Below are 15,377 nucleotides of genomic sequence, written 5' to 3'. Positions count from 1 at the left end.
GACCAGCGGTTCCGCCCTGCCCTCTGGCGATCAACAGGATATCCCCCATTCCATGTCGGCAATGTCGATCTTCATCCTGATCCTGGGTCTCGGCCTGGTTGGCTGGATCACTGGGCGTGCCCGGGCGATGCAAAAGGCCGCCCTGCAAAGCACCCGCGCGCACAGCCGGCCGCAATATCATGGCTGGTATGTGGCACTGTGGGTTGTCGGTCCGGCCCTGGCTTTTTTGTTCGTCTGGAACATGGTGTCGCCGGGACTGGTAGCCCAGTCGGTTTTGGCCGATCCAGCCGCAGCCACTCTGCCCGCCGACGATTTCAGCCGCAACGCGATCATGGGTGAGGCGCGTGCCCTTGCCGACGGTTCGATTACCCAAGCCTTCAATCCGGCGGCCGCCTCGCTCGTTGAACCGTGGCGCGCGGCACAGCAGCATTACCTGCTGATCGGACTCGCGGTTGCCCTTATCCTGGCCTTTGCCGGTGGTGCCTTCAGCTTTACCCGCGTTCGTCCGGACTTCCGTGCCCGCACCCGGGTCGAGCGCGTGGTGACGATTGCCCTGCTCGCTGCATCACTGGTTGCCATCCTGACCACATTTGGCATCGTTTTCAGCTTACTGTTTGAATCGGTTCGCTTTTTTTCGATGGTCTCACCAGCGGATTTCCTAACCGGCCTGCACTGGCGACCGGTTTCGGGCGACGTGAATGCCGACACATTTGGTGCCATCCCGCTGTTCTGGGGCACGATTTTGATCGGGGCGATCATCGCGATGATCGTCGCCATCCCGCTCGGCCTGATGACCGCCATCTACCTGACGCAATATGCGCATGTGCGCGTGCGGCAATGGCTCAAGCCGATGATCGAGGTTCTGGCCGGTGTACCAACCGTTGTTTACGGCTATTTCGCAGCGCTGACGGTTGGGCCGGCGCTGCGCCGACTGTCCGACTCGCTGGGTATTGCAGGGGGCAGTTCGGATTCGGCGCTGGCAGCCGGCATCGTCATGGGCATCATGATCATTCCGCTGGTATCCTCCATGGCAGATGACAGTATCGCCGCGGTGCCGCAATCAATGCGTGACGGCAGCCTGGCGCTTGGCGCGACGCCTTCGGAAACGATCCGGCAAGTTCTGATACCGGCCGCATTGCCAGGTGTGATGGGCGGCGTTCTGCTGGCCGTCAGTCGCGCGATTGGCGAGACGATGATCGTGGTCATGGCAGCCGGCCAATCAGCCAACCTGACGGCCAATCCCTTTGCCAGCGTCACCACGGTGACAGTGCAAATCGTCAAGCTGATGACAGGGGACCAGGAATTTGACAGTGCCAAGACGCTGGCTGCCTTTGCACTGGGTCTGGTGCTCTTCGTTGTGACGCTGATGCTCAACATCGTCGCCCTCACCATCGTGAAGCGGTACCGTGAAAGCTATGAGTAACGCCGTGACCACTCCCGCCATCGAACGGTCCGCCAGTGAGACGCGCTGGGCGGGAGCGGAGATGCAAGCCCGCATCCGCCGCCGCTATCGAGCAGAGCGCCGCTTCAAGGCATTCGGTTTGACCGCTGTCGCCCTGTCCGCCGGTTTCCTGTTGTTCCTGCTTGTGACAATGGCCGGGTCAGGCCTGTCCGGATTCACCCAGACCCGCGTTGCACTGCCGATTGATTTCCGTGGCAGCGGCCTGTCGATCAATCTGGATTCAATGACAGTCGAGGAAGCGCAGAGCAGTCTGGCTCAGCAGGGACTGGGCGATCTGGTCAATCTGGCAGCAACTGGAGCCTATGGCGCGCAGGGCGCAACTCTGTTCGGTCCCGGCGCCGAGCGGGTGCTGCGCGATGCCATTATCGATGACCCGTCGATGCTGCAACGTCAGGTCACCATCGACCTTCCCGCCGCGTCCGCGATTGACGTTGCGGCCAAGGGCGAAGGCGAACCTGCCGCCGAGCGAGCAGTCGCCCAACTGGAAGAGGCCGGCAAGCTTTCGACCGGACTTGACACCTTGTTCCTGTCCAACGCAGACGCCACCGATCCGACGATGTCGGGGATTTGGGGGGCTCTGAAGGGGAGCCTACTGACCATGCTGGTCTGCTTTGCCATCGCCTTTCCGGTGGGAACTCTCGCTGCGCTGTACCTCGAGGAATATGCGCCACGGAACCGGTTGACCGACATTATCGAGGTGTCGATCAACAATCTTGCCGCCGTGCCGTCGATCATCTTTGGCCTTTTGGCGCTAGCCTTGTTCATAAACCTGCTCGGCATATGCCAGGGCAGCCCGCTCGTCGGTGGCCTGACGCTGGCGCTGATGACCATGCCGGTCATCGTCATTGCCGGGCGCAATGCGATCAAGTCCGTCCCGCCGTCTATCCGTGATGCCGCTTTGGGCGTTGGCGCGTCCAAGGCGCAGGTGGTGTTCCACCACGTGCTGCCGCTGGCCCTGCCGGGTATCCTGACCGGCACTATCATTGGCATGGCCCGCGCGCTGGGTGAGACCGCACCCCTGTTGCTGGTCGGCATGCGCGCGTTCGTCGGCGGCGCCCCGTCAGGCGTGTGTGACAGCGCGACCGTGCTGCCGATGCAAATCTATCTGTGGTCGGATGAAATCGACCGCGGTTTTGTCGAGAACACATCAGCCGCGATCATCGTCCTTCTGGTCGTACTGCTGTCGATGAACACACTCGCCATCATTCTTCGCAACCGTTTCGAAAAGCGCTGGTAACATGACCAACGAAGCCAACTCCATCCCGGCCAAGATGACCGCCCGCAACGTCGACGTGTTTTACGGCGACAAGCAGGCGATCAAAGGCGTGTCGATTGACGTCGACCGCGACAATGTCACCGCCTTCATCGGCCCGTCGGGCTGTGGCAAATCAACGTTTCTGCGCACATTGAACCGCATGAACGACACGGTCGTCGGCGCACGGGTTACGGGTGACATCAGGCTCGACGGCGAAGATATTTACGCGGCATCGATGGATGTGGTGCAGTTGCGCGCGCGAGTGGGCATGGTGTTCCAGAAGCCGAACCCCTTTCCCAAGTCCATTTATGACAATGTCGCCTATGGTCCCAAGATCCATGGTCTGGCTAGCGGCAAAGGCGAACTGGACGCCATCGTCGAGAAGGCGCTGACCCGCGCCGGCCTTTGGAACGAGGTCAAGGACCGGCTGACCGACAGCGGCACGGCCCTGTCGGGTGGGCAGCAGCAGCGGCTTTGCATTGCGCGGGCAATTGCGGTGGACCCTGAAGTGATCCTGATGGACGAGCCCTGTTCAGCGTTGGACCCGATCGCCACGGCACGCATCGAGGAACTGATCCACGATCTGCGGGGTCGTTATGCCATCGTCATCGTCACCCACAATATGCAGCAGGCGGCCCGCGTGTCGCAGCGCACCGCCTTTTTCCACCTTGGCGAAATTGTCGAATATGGGGCGACGACAGACATATTCACCAACCCGCGGGAAGAGCGCACCAAGGATTACATCACCGGCCGCTATGGCTGATAGCCCACAGCGCTGCGCAAGAGAGGCATGAGATGACCCAGCATACGGTAAGGGCATTTGACGAGGATCTGACCCGGCTGCACGGCATGGTGTCCGACATGGGCAGCCGCGCGGCCATGGCAATCGAACTGGCGATCAAGGCGCTCGAACAGCGTGACCTGGCGGCAGCGGCCGCGATCGTAGCCGATGACAAGCGGATCGACGAGCTGGAAGCAGAGATTGAACGCCATGTCGTGACCACGATCGCGCTGCGTGCGCCGATGGCCGACGATCTGCGGACGATGATCGCGGCGCTGAAAATCGCGGCGGTGCTGGAACGGGTGGGCGATTATGGCAAGAGCATTGCCAAGCGCGTGCCAATCCTTTCGGGCGACCGCACCATCGAGGGCATTCCCCTGCTGGCATCGATGGGCCAGCTGGTGTGCGAGATGCTGCGTGACATCATGGCCGCCTATGCCGGACGTGACGCGGACAAGGCCGAGGAAGTCTGCGCCCGTGACCGCAAGGTCGATGAGTTTTATAACTCGATCTTTCGCGCCTCCGTCACCTATATGATGGAAAATCCACGCAGCATTACAGAATCGGCACACCTGCTGTTCATCGCCAAGAATCTTGAGCGAGCAGGCGACCATGCCACCAACGTCGGCGAGATGATCTATTTCGCCGCGACCGGCCGCCATATGGACGAGCGCGAAAAGGGCGCCGACATCACCGAAGCAGGATCCACTTCGTCAACAGGAGCATGATGTCATGCCGGCACCCGACCTTTTGCTGGTCGAAGACGACGCCGCGCTAGCCGAGCTGGTCCAATGGCATTTCGCCAAGGAAGGCTATGCCATCCGGCATACCCCCAATGGGGAGGATGCCATGATCTTGGTGCGCGAACGCTTGCCCGACATCATACTGCTCGACTGGATGATCGAAGGCATGTCGGGCATCGAATTGTGCCGGCAACTGCGCCGCGCACCTGCAACCGCGAATGTCCCGATCATCATGCTGACCGCTCGGGGCGAAGAGGAGGACCGGGTTCGCGGATTGGAGACCGGGGCGGATGATTATGTCACCAAGCCCTTTTCGCCACGTGAACTGGTTGCCCGGGTCAATGCGGTTCTGCGCCGCGTGCGCCCTGCTCTCGCCGGCGAGACGCTGATCTATGCCGATATTGAGATGGATACGGTCGGCCACAGGGTGAAGCGGGCAGGCAAATCCATCAGTTTGGGACCCACCGAATTTCGCCTGCTCCGCCACTTTCTTGAACGGCCATGCTGGGTGTTTTCTCGCGAGCGGCTGCTGGATAGCGTTTGGGGCCAGGACAGCGACATTGAGTTGCGGACGGTCGATGTGCATATACGGCGACTGCGCAAAGCCATCAATATTGATGGCCTGCCCGACATCATCCGCACAGTCCGCTCAGCAGGCTATTCACTCGACAAGGATGGCGCGGAGTAACGCGGGCATGGTCCGCCTTGCATGGCCGAGTTGGACAACATCCGGCAGAGGCGGAGGCAAAACGACAAAAAAAAGGGGCGCTGTCTTTCAGCGCCCCTATTGTGATTGCCGCTGACCGCCATCCCTCAGAAGTCAATCTGCATTCGCGCTGCGACCGTATCGACGCTGTAGCTGCGCTGGTTGATGGGATCGGTGGACGTGGGGCGGGCCAGCGCCGCGAGCGGACCGCCCTCGATCATCGCATGGTTCCAATCAAGCATCAGTCGGACATAATCGACCGGTTGCCAATTGATCGCAAAGGACAGCGTTTCCTGCGAACCACCCCGTCCAAGCCGACTGTTGACGGCCGCAAGCGACGTGTTGCCAGTCGCAAAGTCTGTTGTGGACGCGCCTGTCAGATTTGCATCGGTGAGGTCAAGCCAGTCATAGCGCATCGCCAGCTGCCACGCGCCTGAGCCGCCACGATGCACCGGGTTACGCACGCGCGTGCGCTGCCACAAGCCCTTGCCATAACCACGGCTCTCTCCCGTAATGAACCAACCAATTTCGGCATAGCCGCCAGAGAAAGTGGGGTTGCCGGCAGGCGTAATCGCAGTATTGCCGTTGGTGAAGGCGTCCAGGCCGCTGGCGCGACCACCCGGGGCATAGGCATTGGCAGAAAGCCACTGCATTTCACCCGCAGCATAAACTCCGGGGAAGATCACGGCCGCTTCCAATCCGATGATCCGGTCGCTGCTTGCCGCAAAGCTGGCAGTGTCAACGAACCGGACATCGGTGAGCACAGAACCGGGGCGAGCGCGATAGCGGGCAAGCTGGTTGACCGCAAAAGCGCCACCAGATGTGTTGGCCACTCCCCCGTTATTGGCTGCAAACTCACGGAACTGGATGCTCCCGCCGAGATGGAGGCGGCCGTTACCGATCGCCGGCGCCCAAGTGGCACGGGCCGACGCCTGCCATCCGGCATTGTCGAGCGAAGAGTCAATCGCGTGATTGGCGAACAACCCGACATCGACACGCAGCTCATCACCCGAATCATACCATCCGACGGCTGCGCCCAAACGGCGATTGTTCAAAAAGGCTTCGTTGAAGCTGGCCCGTTCAAGCGTGGTAACAAAGTTCGAACTGCTGATCTGTTCCATGCCATTGAGCGGCTCGAAATTGCCGAGGCGAACCAGCCACTCCGGCGATGGCGCATAGGTGATCCAAACATCACCGAACCCGACCGAGCTGTTCGAAAGATCTGTCTCAACCTTATAGCCGAATCCACCCGGCACGGTTCCTTCGAACCCGAGTCGAACGCGCCGGACTCGCGTGTTGTAACCAAGATTCCGGGTGGTCGCCTCTATGCCGTCCGGGGCCGACACATTGCCGGTATCAACAAGAAATCGACCGCGTGGCTTGAAACTCCATCCGCCTTCACCCGAGAACTCCGGTGCGCCGCGCCAAGCGGTGTTTATCTGTGGCGGGGCAGGTGATGCCGGTGCCGGCGAAGCAGCAACAGCAATTGAAGGGGCAGGCGAAGGCGCCGGATCAGCCACCGGCGCGGCCTGAACAGCGTCCAGCCTCGCTTCAAGAGCCTCAACCTGGGCACGCAGCGCGTCAATCTGCGCCCTCAGCAGGGCGGCATCTTCGGCAGACATGGTCTGCGCGGTCGCGGGGCTGCCCGCCAGTGCCGCAACGGCCGCTCCGCACAGAAGCCAGTTCCTGACGATCATGTTACAAATACCCTTCAAACCAGTGACAAATGCAAGACGCCCCTATTTCGTATTCGTGACACTTCAGAGACATTATCATTATGATTTTATGACGCGCAGCTGCATGGCGAATGCTTGTGCACGTTGCCGTAGCGGCATCCCGCTAGCCGCGCCAGATCGCTTGCCTCGCAGAGGAATCTGCCTATGGAAGGCGGCGAAATTTGCGCGGCCAGGATGGCCGCATCTCACACGGAGTTTTGCCATGACCATCAGTTTCAAGGATCGCGTTGCCATCGTCACCGGTGCGGGCGGCGGCATCGGCCGTGCTTATGCGCTGGAACTCGCTCGTCGCGGCGCCAAGGTTGTTGTCAACGACTTGGGCGGCGCGCGAGACGGCACAGGCCATTCCGACATGGCATTGCAGGTGGTCGAGGAAATCAAGGCCGCTGGCGGCGAAGCCATGTCGAACGGTGGCAGTGTCACCGAATATGATCAGATGGCCGAAATGGTCGCCAAGACCAAGGAAGCCTGGGGCCGCGTTGACATATTGATCAACAATGCCGGGATCCTGCGCGACAAGAGCTTCACCAAGATGGAACCGGCCGATTTCGAACTGGTGGTCAAGGTGCACCTGATCGGTTCGGCCTATGCCACCAAGGCGGTGTGGGACACCATGCGCGAGCAGAATTATGGCCGCATTCTGATGACCTCATCCTCGACCGGTCTCTATGGCAACTTCGGCCAGGCCAATTATGGCGCAGCCAAGCTGGGTCTCGTCGGCCTGACCAAGACTCTGGCGATCGAAGGCGCCAAGAACAACATCAAGGTCAACAATATCGCCCCGGTCGCCGCGACCCGCATGACCGAGGACATTTTCCCCGAAGCGGCGCTGGCGCTGTTCGCGCCGGAACTGGTGGTGCCGGCGTCGCTCTATCTCGTCAGTGAGGAAGCGCCGACCAACACCACGCTCGGCGCAGGTGCGGGTGTGGTCCACGCCGCCAATGTCACCATGACCAATGGTGTGCTGTTGGGCGCCGACGAGCGCAATCCCGAGGGCGTGGCCAAGCATTTTGCCGAGATCACCGACCGCGCTGGCGAGACGGTGCCGCAGACCGGGGCCGAACAGTCGGGCCTGGTGATGGGCAAGCTGTCGGGCAATTGATGTAGAGGGCAAGGTAGAGCGGCCTTGCGCCCCTCTACCTGCCCCTGTCTTAGCGTATTGCATCGGCAATACACCTCTGCTATACCCCTGATCTGGGCTCAGGGGTAACAGACAGGGGATGTCCCGATGTATAGCGAATCCGACCTGACAGCGGCCGTGGTGGCCGGCGCGATCAGCGCCGAAGCCGCACAGGCGCTGCGTGACCATGTGGCGGCGGGGCAGCATGCTCCGGCCGTCGATGAGGAGCATTTCCGCCTCATCACCGGCTTCAACGATATTTTTGTCTCGATCGCGGCCGTTATCCTGCTTGTCGCGATGGCGTGGATCGGCGCATCAATCGCCACCCCGATGGCCGGCGTATTGATCGCGGCCAGCGCCTGGGGCCTCGCCGAATATTTCACCCGGCGCCGCCGCATGGCCCTGCCCTCGATCATCCTGCTTCTCGCCTTTGTCGGCGGTGTCGCGGCCGCGCAGATCGGCCTGTTGGTCGATAATGGCGAAGCATGGTTCGGGACCAATCCCGACAAAAGGCTGACCACGGTCATCATTGCCGGGGTCGCATTGGTGACCACTGCCGCCGCTTTCCTGCACTGGCGCCGGTTCATGGTGCCGATCACCATCGCGGCCGGCACTGCCGCTGCGGTGGCAACGATCATCGGCCTGATTGTCGCCGCCATCGGTCCCGACAATATCGACAAGACAGTCATCCTGTCGCTGGTCCTCGTAGGCGGCATCGGCGTCTTTGCCTTTGCGATGAACTGGGACCGCAGCGACCGCACCCGCCAGACCCGCCGCAGCGATGTTGCCTTCTGGCTGCACCTGCTCGCCGCACCGATGATCGCCCACCCGCTGTTCTCGCTGCTTGGCGTCAATGACAGCGGCACGATCGGCATGGGCGGCGCGGTGGGCGTGCTGGGCCTGTACCTGCTGTTCGGTGTGATCGCCCTGGCGGTTGACCGTCGCGCCCTGCTGGTTTCGGCCCTCGCCTATGTGCTGTTCGCGCTGACCCAGTTGTTCCGCGAATTCGGTGCGGTCGAACTCAACATCGCGCTGACCGCGCTGGTGATCGGTTCGGCGCTGCTGCTGCTCTCGGCCTTCTGGCAGAATGCCCGCAGCATTGTGGTCGGTATCCTGCCTGACGGCGTGCGCAGCATGGTCCCGGTCACGGGCCAAGTCACCCAGAGCGCCTGACGCAATCCAAACTCACTGACCTGAACGGCGGGCCGCACGGTCCGCCGTTTTTGTGTGTGGGGAGGTAGCCTGCTGCCCATTCATTCTCCGCGCTTGCGGCAACGCTCCGGCGATGTGTCCCCGGTCCAGGCGGCAACGGCACAGCTTTTGCGAAACGATCATCAGCGCAATGGCTCTGCACCCCTAACCCTCCACCAGCTTCATCAAGCGGCGTTCGAGTGGGGCAAGGACGCCGGGGAGGTCGTGGCCGCGTTTCATGATCGCGCCGCTTTCGTTGATCAGCGCCCACATGCCTTGCTTGTTGCGCAGCGCCGGACGCTTCTCGAGACGGATCTCAGGACGTTCGGCGGTGCGACGAAAGGCGGAAAAGCTGGCGACATCCCGATCGAAGTCCATGGCATAATCACGCCAATGGCCAGCGGCGACCATGCGGCCATAGAGATCGAGGATTCGGTTGAGTTCGAGCCGGTCAAAGCCGACCTGAAGGGCAGGACGCTGGACGGGAAGCGGTGTGACCGTACCCATGCGCCGCCGTCAGCCCTGATCGCGCTTTTTGGCGGCAACCTTGGCGGGCGCTTCCTTGGGTGCGCCCGCTTTGGCATCTCGTTCCTCCATCAGGACGGCGATGCGTTTCTGCATGTCAGCCAATTGGCAGGCCATGAGTTCAAGCTTTTGCGTCTGCGGATCGAACAATTCGGTGCAGGGCGTGCCATAGGGGACGAATTCCCGCGTTTCCGGCTTCACCTCTACCAGCGTCGAGCGGGCCGGGATGCCGACCATGGTGGCCCCGGCCGGGACATCCTTTGTCACCACCGCATTGGCACCGATGCGCGCCCCCGCGCCGACGGTGATCGGGCCGAGAATGGCAGCGCCAAGGCTGATGATGACATCATTTTCGATGGTCGGGTGGCGTTTGCCGCCAACGCCATTGGTGGGATTGGTGCCGCCCAGCGTCGCGCCCTGATAGATGGTGACATTGTTACCGATCACCGCCGTTTCACCGATGACGACAAAGCCATGGTCGATGAACAGGTGACTGCCGATCCTGGCGCCGGGGTGAATGTCAATGGCGGTGAAAAAGCGGGAGAGGTGATTGATGGCCCGGGCAAGGAAATACAGCTCCGCTTCGAACAGCCAATGGGCGACTCGGTGGAATCCGAGCGCCCACACGCCGGGATAGAGCAGGATTTCCCAGTTCGACCGGGGTGCCGGGTCGCGGGCTTTGATCGATGCCAGATAATCGATCAGCGATGAAAGCATGATATAGCCCCCGTTTCCTTCAAACAGCGCCGGTGCACCATGGCACATTGGCATGCCCGCACACCTTGACAAGCACCCTTAGAGAGACAATTTCGATTAAAGTCACCAGTTTCATCGACAGAAACTCTAAATCGAGGCAGCCATGCAGACCTATCTGCCGACGTTGAAGCAGCTGCAATACCTCGTTGCGCTGGCCGAACATGAGCATTTCGGCAAGGCCGCAGAGGCCTGTTATGTGACGCAATCGACGTTATCAGCCGGCATCCGCGAGCTGGAATCGCTATTGGGCATCATGCTGGTGGAACGGACGCGCCGGGTGGTCCGCTTTACCGCCTTGGGCGACCGGATCGTCGCACAAGCCCACCGCGTGCTGCGCGAGGCGGAGGAACTGGCCGAACTGGCGGCGGCAGCTGGCACACCGCTGGCTGGCGAATTGCGGATGAGCGTGATCCCGACGATTGCGCCGTTCCTGTTGCCGGCCCTGTTGCCCCAGCTGCGCAAGGAACGGCCCGAGCTGAAACTGTTCCTGCGCGAAGAAACCAGCGGCTCGGCCTGTGATTCCCTGCACCATGGCCTCGTCGACTGCGTCCTGTTGGCGCTGCCCTATGCCTGCGGGGACGTGGACCATGCCGAATTGTTCGAGGACACATTGTTGCTGGCGATACCGGGCGACGATGTATCCCATTATCCCGCCAGGGTGGTGCCGGGCAGCATCGACCCGGCCAGACTGTTACTGCTGGAAGATGGCCATTGCCTGAAGGACCATGCGCTGGCCGCGTGCAACCGGCCCGATCTGCGCGCCGGTGCGCGGATGCTGGGCACGTCGTTGCACACATTGGTGCAGATGGTCGACAATGGGCTGGGCGTCACCATGCTGCCGCAAATGGCGGTGGCAGCGGGCCTGTTGAACCAGACGAACATCGTGACACGCGGCCTCGACACCGACCATGACAGCCGCACGATCGCGCTGGTGTGGCGGCGCAATTCGCCGCGGGAAAAAGAATTCCGCATGCTGGCCGACATTTTGAAGGCGCATTGGCGCAGCTGAACCCGGCGCCGCGCCGACGAGGGTTGGTCAATCCATATGTTTGAGGCCGACGCGCAGATAATCCCAGCCAGTAACCAAAGTCAGCGCTGCCGCCGCCCACAGGCTGATGATGCCGACCTGTTTGATGAACAGGAATTGCGGCAGCCCACCCGCCAGAATCAGGGCGCCAAGGGCGACCATCTGGAAAGTCGTCTTCCACTTGGCAAGTTTGCTGACCGGCACCGATACGGCAATGCCGGCAAGAAATTCGCGCAAGCCTGACACCGCGATTTCCCGCAAGAGGATGATCAGAGCGGCGATGATGTGAATGCCCTGGATCGAGGCCGGTTCATGTTTGGTTGCCACCAGCAGCAGGATGACTGCCGCAACGAGTATCTTGTCGGCGATAGGATCAAGGAACTGTCCCAGCTTCGACACGGTCCCCTGGGCCCGGGCGAGATAGCCATCGAAATAATCGGTGATGCCCATCAGCGAATAAAGGACAAAGCCGACCAGCCAGCCAGTGGTCCATTTGTCGAACCACAAAAAGGCCACGAGGATGGGGACCGCCAATATGCGGGACAGGGTCAGAAGATTGGGCAGACTGAGCAAGGGCGGACCGATCAGGGCTGGCAGACGATGAAACCGCACCCCTTTTAGTCAATGCGGGCCGGGGAAGGAAAAGAATTTTGACCACAGCCACCCGGCAGCATAGTAAAGCGCCGGTCATGCCCTGGGGCCCAGTGGCCATACAAAGGGTAGAGGGAGCATTTCACACCCATGCAAGGTTCGGCCCGGCTGATGCGGCAGCGGCAATTCCTGCCCCTGTTCGCCACCCAGTTCCTCAACGCGTTCAACGACAATTTCTTCAAGATGGCGATGGTCATGCTCGCCACCTATGTCATCCTTGAAGGGGGCGAACAGGAAGAAGCCTACTATAACGCGCTGGCCGGGGCGATTTTCATCCTGCCCTTTTTCCTGTTGTCGGCGATTGCCGGACGGTTGGCCGATTCGACCGACAAGACGCGGATGATCCGGCTGATCAAGACCGCCGAAATCGGCATCATGCTGGTCGGCGCGACAGGCATATGGATCCAGAACATCCCGTTGATGTTTCTCGCCCTGTTCGCGATGGGCGTCCACTCGACATTTTTCGGACCAATCAAATATGGCATTTTGCCGCAGCATCTGGCGGATGACGATGTGCTGGCCGGCACCGGCCTGGTCGAAGCGGGCACCTATCTGGCCATCCTGACCGGAACCATTGCCGGCGGTATCGTTGATCCGCACACCGCCGCCATCGGGGTGATCGTCGTGGCGGTTGTTGGTCGCATCACCGCCCAGTTCGTCCCTCCCGCCCCCGCAGAGGCCGATGCGCCGGACAGCAAGGTCGACTGGAACATATTCCGTTCAAGCTGGCGACTGGTTTCCGACACAATGCATGTCCGTCGCCTCTTCCTTGCCATCATGTGCATCAGCTTTTTCTGGGCGATCGGTGCGGTGCTGGCGGCGCAATTCCCGCCGATGGTCAAGAATGCCTTGGGCGGGGACAATACGGTGGCAACGATGTTCACCGCCATTTTCTCTGTCGGTGTCGCGACCGGATCAGTCATCATCAACATGATCCTGAAGGGCAAGGTCTCGGCGAAATATTCCCCGGTCTCGGTGCTGGCGATGGCCGCGTTTGTGCTGATGCTGTGGTGGATCGTCAAAGGATGGGTGCATGTTCCCGATTCGCCGCTCGATGGCGACACGCTGCTCAACTGGCGCGAGTTTCTGGCGATCCGCCGCGGCGACATGATCCTGGTGGCGCTGTTGGGTATAGCCGTGGCGGGTGGCATGTTCGTCGTGCCGCTATACGCCTTTCTCACGACGACCGTGAGCAAGTCGGAAACGTCGCGGACGGTGGCGGCGAACAACATCGTCAATTCGGGCGCGATGGTAATCGGCGCACTCGCCTATGGCGCCATGGCTGCCGTGGGCATCAGCATCGCCGACACGCTGTTCCTGATTGCGGCGGGATGCCTGATATCCGCCTGGATCGCGCAACGGTTGCACCGTGCTTGCGAAGAAGTGCCATGCCCGGATGACCCGGAGGTCACGCCCGTGCGCTGATGCAGGCGGACGGCGTGGGTGACCGACCTCAGATCAGGAACATCATCGCGCCGACGAAGGTCAAGAGGAAGCTGAACGAGGCATCGAGCAGATCGCGCTGCTTGATGAACGGTTCACGCTTATAGGCAATCCGTCCGCGAATCTCCCGCCCGGTCGGCGCATCGGGCAGGAGCATGTCAGCCTGCTGCATCAGCGGGCGCTTGTGCTTTTCGGTGATGCCAAAGAGGCGTTCGAGGTCTGTAGCCATGCAGTTGGTTAAACGCAGCTTAACCTCTTTGGAAACAGGTAAACTGGGTTAACGGCGTATCCGTCCCAGCGAGGGACAAGGCCGACTTTCGTGGTTAATCGGGGCAAGTGTCGGGCCGGGCCCGGCTTTTCTGCTTAACGCAGCGGAGAGATGCGCAGCGATTGCCCGTCAGGTGCGCCACGCGACGTTGGCGCACAACGGATCGCGCGGAAGCGGATGTTGAGGCAGAGCCGCACTTCATCAAGCCAGCCGCCTCGAGTCCGGGTGACGGCAATGGCATCGACCGGGATGCGGATGTTGGCGGCGGAAAAGGCGCGGCGCAGATCCCCCACGGTCAGATCGCGGCGATTGGCGAGCGCCGCCATGTCAGGAAAGCGGACGTTACGATGCAGCGCGGCGGCCTGGTCGAAATAGGCCTCAGGCGTTGTCGCCATGCAGGTGCCGTGGCGTTCCCATTCATGCTGGAGCAGATCGGGCGACGGCGTCATGCACAGGTGGCGGCGCAAGGTGGCTCGGCTGGCCGCAGTCGGTCGGCGGCAATATTGCGGCCAGTCGCGGCCATTGGTTTCGGGCCACAGGCCATGCAGGACAAAGCCGAAGCGCCCGGCCCGCCCGCCGCATTGCAGCGCGTCATCCCCGTCCTGCCCGCGCCGCTGCTGTTCAAAGCAATGCTGCGGCGACCAGCTGTAGCTGAGTGTATAGCGGGTCACGGGCGTGCGACGCACCTCCGCGGGATCAAGCCGGGCGACGCGCGGCATGGCAAAGTCGGCGGGCATGGCGCAGGCGATGGCCTGAGCCTCGGCAACGGCCGGCAACGAGGCAGCGAGCAGCGCCAGCGTGGCGACCGCAGCACGCATCAGCCGCCGGCCTCGACATGATCAAGGCCGATGTCGGCGGCAGGCGCGCTCTGCGTCAGCCGACCGACCGAGACATAGGTAACGCCGGTCGCAGCCTTGTCACGGATGGTGTCGAGATTGACCCCGCCCGACGCCTCGGTCGGCACGCGGCCTGCCACGATGGCGACGGCTTCGCGCAATGTCGGCACGTCCATATTGTCGAGCAACAGGTGCGTCGCCCCGGCGGCAAGGCCGGATTCGATCTGCGACAGGCGGTCAACCTCGAGGATGATGCGGGCGATGCCCGCCGCCTTTGCCCGGCGCACCGCTTCCTCGACGCCGCCAGCGACGGCGACATGATTGTCCTTGATCATTGCAGCATCGTCGAGCCGCATCCGGTGATTGGTCGCGCCGCCCATGCGGGTGGCATATTTCTCCAGCACGCGCAGGCCGGGAATGGTCTTGCGCGTGTCGAGCAGGATCGCTCCGGTCCCGGCCATGGCATCGACATAGGCACGGGTCATGGTGGCGATGCCGGAGAGATGCTGCACCGTGTTGAGCGCCGAGCGTTCGGCGGTGAGGATGGCGCGGGCGTTGCCGCGGATACGCATCAGGTCGGTGCCCTTGGGCACGCTCTGCCCTTCTTCCACCAGCACGTCGATCTCACAGGCAGGGTCAAGGCGGCGGAAAAAGGCGACAGCGATGGGCAAGCCGGCGACGGTGATGGCATCGCGGCTGTCCATCACGCTGGCAAAGCGCGCGTCGGCCGGGATGACGGCGTTGGAGGTGATGTCTCCGCCCTCCCCCATATCCTCTGCCAATGTGCTGCTGACAAAGGCGTCGAGGTCAAAGCCGGGGAGCGAGAAGGGTGTGTCGCTGGTCATGACAGCCGGGCTATCCCCGCCGCAAGCAGGAT

16 protein-coding genes are annotated in these 15,377 nt (G+C 61.8%); 9 read left to right on the top strand and 7 right to left on the bottom strand.

Going from position 1 to position 15,377, the window contains the following annotated elements:
• Positions 1–52 precede the first annotated feature (52 nt).
• The 5 genes from pstC (at position 53) to phoB (ending at position 4,929) form a co-directional block, all read left to right on the top strand.
• Entirely contained in the window at positions 53–1,423 is a 1,371-nt protein-coding gene (pstC, locus tag GV829_RS08555) for a phosphate ABC transporter permease subunit PstC (protein WP_169945809.1), read from the top strand.
• Positions 1,424–1,484: 61 nt separating this feature from the next.
• A complete protein-coding gene (pstA, locus tag GV829_RS08550) occupies positions 1,485–2,699 on the top strand; it encodes a phosphate ABC transporter permease PstA (RefSeq protein ID WP_169948139.1) in 1,215 nt (404 codons plus the stop codon).
• 1 nt (position 2,700) lies between these two features.
• The gene (pstB, locus tag GV829_RS08545) at positions 2,701–3,480 is read left to right on the top strand and encodes a phosphate ABC transporter ATP-binding protein PstB (protein ID WP_169945807.1); all 780 of its coding nucleotides are present in this window, start codon (positions 2,701–2,703) and stop codon (positions 3,478–3,480) included.
• A gap of 32 nt (positions 3,481–3,512) precedes the next feature.
• On the top strand, positions 3,513–4,226 hold the full coding sequence (gene phoU, locus GV829_RS08540; protein ID WP_169945805.1) for a phosphate signaling complex protein PhoU: 714 nt from the start codon (positions 3,513–3,515) through the stop codon (positions 4,224–4,226).
• A 4-nt stretch (positions 4,227–4,230) separates the two neighbouring features.
• Positions 4,231–4,929 carry a phosphate regulon transcriptional regulator PhoB gene (phoB, locus tag GV829_RS08535; protein ID WP_169945803.1) on the top strand — a complete coding sequence of 233 codons (699 nt, stop codon included), beginning with the start codon at positions 4,231–4,233 and terminating at the stop codon, positions 4,927–4,929.
• A gap of 125 nt (positions 4,930–5,054) precedes the next feature.
• Here phoB and GV829_RS08530 read toward each other — a convergent pair whose 3' ends face one another.
• Entirely contained in the window at positions 5,055–6,644 is a 1,590-nt protein-coding gene (locus GV829_RS08530) for an OprO/OprP family phosphate-selective porin (protein WP_169945801.1), read from the bottom strand.
• Positions 6,645–6,885: 241 nt separating this feature from the next.
• On the opposite strand from GV829_RS08530, the gene GV829_RS08525 reads away from it, so the two are divergent.
• Both GV829_RS08525 and GV829_RS08520 read left to right on the top strand, forming a co-directional pair.
• The gene (locus tag GV829_RS08525) at positions 6,886–7,785 is read left to right on the top strand and encodes an SDR family NAD(P)-dependent oxidoreductase (RefSeq protein ID WP_169945799.1); all 900 of its coding nucleotides are present in this window, start codon (positions 6,886–6,888) and stop codon (positions 7,783–7,785) included.
• Between the two features lie 126 nt (positions 7,786–7,911).
• Entirely contained in the window at positions 7,912–8,976 is a 1,065-nt protein-coding gene (locus GV829_RS08520) for a hypothetical protein (protein ID WP_169945797.1), read from the top strand.
• Between the two features lie 183 nt (positions 8,977–9,159).
• Here the strand turns inward: GV829_RS08520 and GV829_RS08515 are convergent, their stop codons facing one another.
• The gene (locus tag GV829_RS08515; protein ID WP_169945795.1) at positions 9,160–9,501 is read right to left on the bottom strand and encodes a DUF2794 domain-containing protein; all 342 of its coding nucleotides are present in this window, start codon (positions 9,499–9,501) and stop codon (positions 9,160–9,162) included.
• A gap of 9 nt (positions 9,502–9,510) precedes the next feature.
• Complete coding sequence (epsC, locus tag GV829_RS08510; RefSeq protein ID WP_169948137.1) at positions 9,511–10,236, bottom strand: serine O-acetyltransferase EpsC; 726 nt, start codon at positions 10,234–10,236, stop codon at positions 9,511–9,513.
• A gap of 142 nt (positions 10,237–10,378) precedes the next feature.
• Here epsC and GV829_RS08505 point away from each other — a divergent pair, with 142 nt between their 5' ends.
• The gene (locus GV829_RS08505) at positions 10,379–11,284 is read left to right on the top strand and encodes a hydrogen peroxide-inducible genes activator (RefSeq protein ID WP_169945793.1); all 906 of its coding nucleotides are present in this window, start codon (positions 10,379–10,381) and stop codon (positions 11,282–11,284) included.
• A gap of 27 nt (positions 11,285–11,311) precedes the next feature.
• Here the strand turns inward: GV829_RS08505 and pgsA are convergent, their stop codons facing one another.
• Complete coding sequence (gene pgsA, locus GV829_RS08500; protein WP_169948135.1) at positions 11,312–11,875, bottom strand: CDP-diacylglycerol--glycerol-3-phosphate 3-phosphatidyltransferase; 564 nt, start codon at positions 11,873–11,875, stop codon at positions 11,312–11,314.
• Positions 11,876–12,043: 168 nt separating this feature from the next.
• Here pgsA and GV829_RS08495 point away from each other — a divergent pair, with 168 nt between their 5' ends.
• A complete protein-coding gene (locus GV829_RS08495; protein ID WP_169945791.1) occupies positions 12,044–13,378 on the top strand; it encodes an MFS transporter in 1,335 nt (444 codons plus the stop codon).
• 28 nt (positions 13,379–13,406) lie between these two features.
• Here GV829_RS08495 and GV829_RS08490 read toward each other — a convergent pair whose 3' ends face one another.
• The 3 genes from GV829_RS08490 to nadC form a co-directional block, all read right to left on the bottom strand.
• Positions 13,407–13,625: a hypothetical protein gene (locus GV829_RS08490; RefSeq protein ID WP_169945789.1), complete on the bottom strand. Its 219-nt coding sequence runs from the start codon at positions 13,623–13,625 to the stop codon at positions 13,407–13,409.
• A 134-nt stretch (positions 13,626–13,759) separates the two neighbouring features.
• The gene (locus tag GV829_RS08485; protein WP_169945787.1) at positions 13,760–14,482 is read right to left on the bottom strand and encodes a ribonuclease T2 family protein; all 723 of its coding nucleotides are present in this window, start codon (positions 14,480–14,482) and stop codon (positions 13,760–13,762) included.
• Positions 14,482–15,345 carry a carboxylating nicotinate-nucleotide diphosphorylase gene (gene nadC / locus GV829_RS08480; RefSeq protein ID WP_169945785.1) on the bottom strand — a complete coding sequence of 288 codons (864 nt, stop codon included), beginning with the start codon at positions 15,343–15,345 and terminating at the stop codon, positions 14,482–14,484. The genes GV829_RS08485 and nadC overlap by 1 nt, the downstream gene beginning before the upstream one ends.
• Between the last annotated feature and the right edge of the window lie 32 nt (positions 15,346–15,377).

The organism is Sphingomonas lacunae (genome assembly GCF_012979535.1).
GTDB classification, from domain to species: Bacteria; Pseudomonadota; Alphaproteobacteria; order Sphingomonadales; family Sphingomonadaceae; genus Sphingopyxis; species Sphingopyxis lacunae.
The sequence above is the reverse complement of the archived record's forward strand: the minus strand, read 5'-3'. Positions and strand labels throughout refer to the sequence as shown.

What these genes read in the sequence shown, in the direction of transcription:
- pstC (WP_169945809.1), top strand. Translation starts at nt 53, where the DNA reads ATGTCGGCAATGTCGATCTTCATCCTGATCCTGGGTCTCGGCCTGGTT.
- pstA (WP_169948139.1), top strand. Translation starts at nt 1,485, where the DNA reads ATGCAAGCCCGCATCCGCCGCCGCTATCGAGCAGAGCGCCGCTTCAAG.
- pstB (WP_169945807.1), top strand. Translation starts at nt 2,701, where the DNA reads ATGACCAACGAAGCCAACTCCATCCCGGCCAAGATGACCGCCCGCAAC.
- phoU (WP_169945805.1), top strand. Translation starts at nt 3,513, where the DNA reads ATGACCCAGCATACGGTAAGGGCATTTGACGAGGATCTGACCCGGCTG.
- phoB (WP_169945803.1), top strand. Translation starts at nt 4,231, where the DNA reads ATGCCGGCACCCGACCTTTTGCTGGTCGAAGACGACGCCGCGCTAGCC.
- GV829_RS08530 (WP_169945801.1), bottom strand. Translation starts at nt 6,644, where the DNA reads ATGATCGTCAGGAACTGGCTTCTGTGCGGAGCGGCCGTTGCGGCACTG.
- GV829_RS08525 (WP_169945799.1), top strand. Translation starts at nt 6,886, where the DNA reads ATGACCATCAGTTTCAAGGATCGCGTTGCCATCGTCACCGGTGCGGGC.
- GV829_RS08520 (WP_169945797.1), top strand. Translation starts at nt 7,912, where the DNA reads ATGTATAGCGAATCCGACCTGACAGCGGCCGTGGTGGCCGGCGCGATC.
- GV829_RS08515 (WP_169945795.1), bottom strand. Translation starts at nt 9,501, where the DNA reads ATGGGTACGGTCACACCGCTTCCCGTCCAGCGTCCTGCCCTTCAGGTC.
- epsC (WP_169948137.1), bottom strand. Translation starts at nt 10,236, where the DNA reads ATGCTTTCATCGCTGATCGATTATCTGGCATCGATCAAAGCCCGCGAC.
- GV829_RS08505 (WP_169945793.1), top strand. Translation starts at nt 10,379, where the DNA reads ATGCAGACCTATCTGCCGACGTTGAAGCAGCTGCAATACCTCGTTGCG.
- GV829_RS08495 (WP_169945791.1), top strand. Translation starts at nt 12,044, where the DNA reads ATGCAAGGTTCGGCCCGGCTGATGCGGCAGCGGCAATTCCTGCCCCTG.
- GV829_RS08490 (WP_169945789.1), bottom strand. Translation starts at nt 13,625, where the DNA reads ATGGCTACAGACCTCGAACGCCTCTTTGGCATCACCGAAAAGCACAAG.
- GV829_RS08485 (WP_169945787.1), bottom strand. Translation starts at nt 14,482, where the DNA reads ATGCGTGCTGCGGTCGCCACGCTGGCGCTGCTCGCTGCCTCGTTGCCG.
- nadC (WP_169945785.1), bottom strand. Translation starts at nt 15,345, where the DNA reads ATGACCAGCGACACACCCTTCTCGCTCCCCGGCTTTGACCTCGACGCC.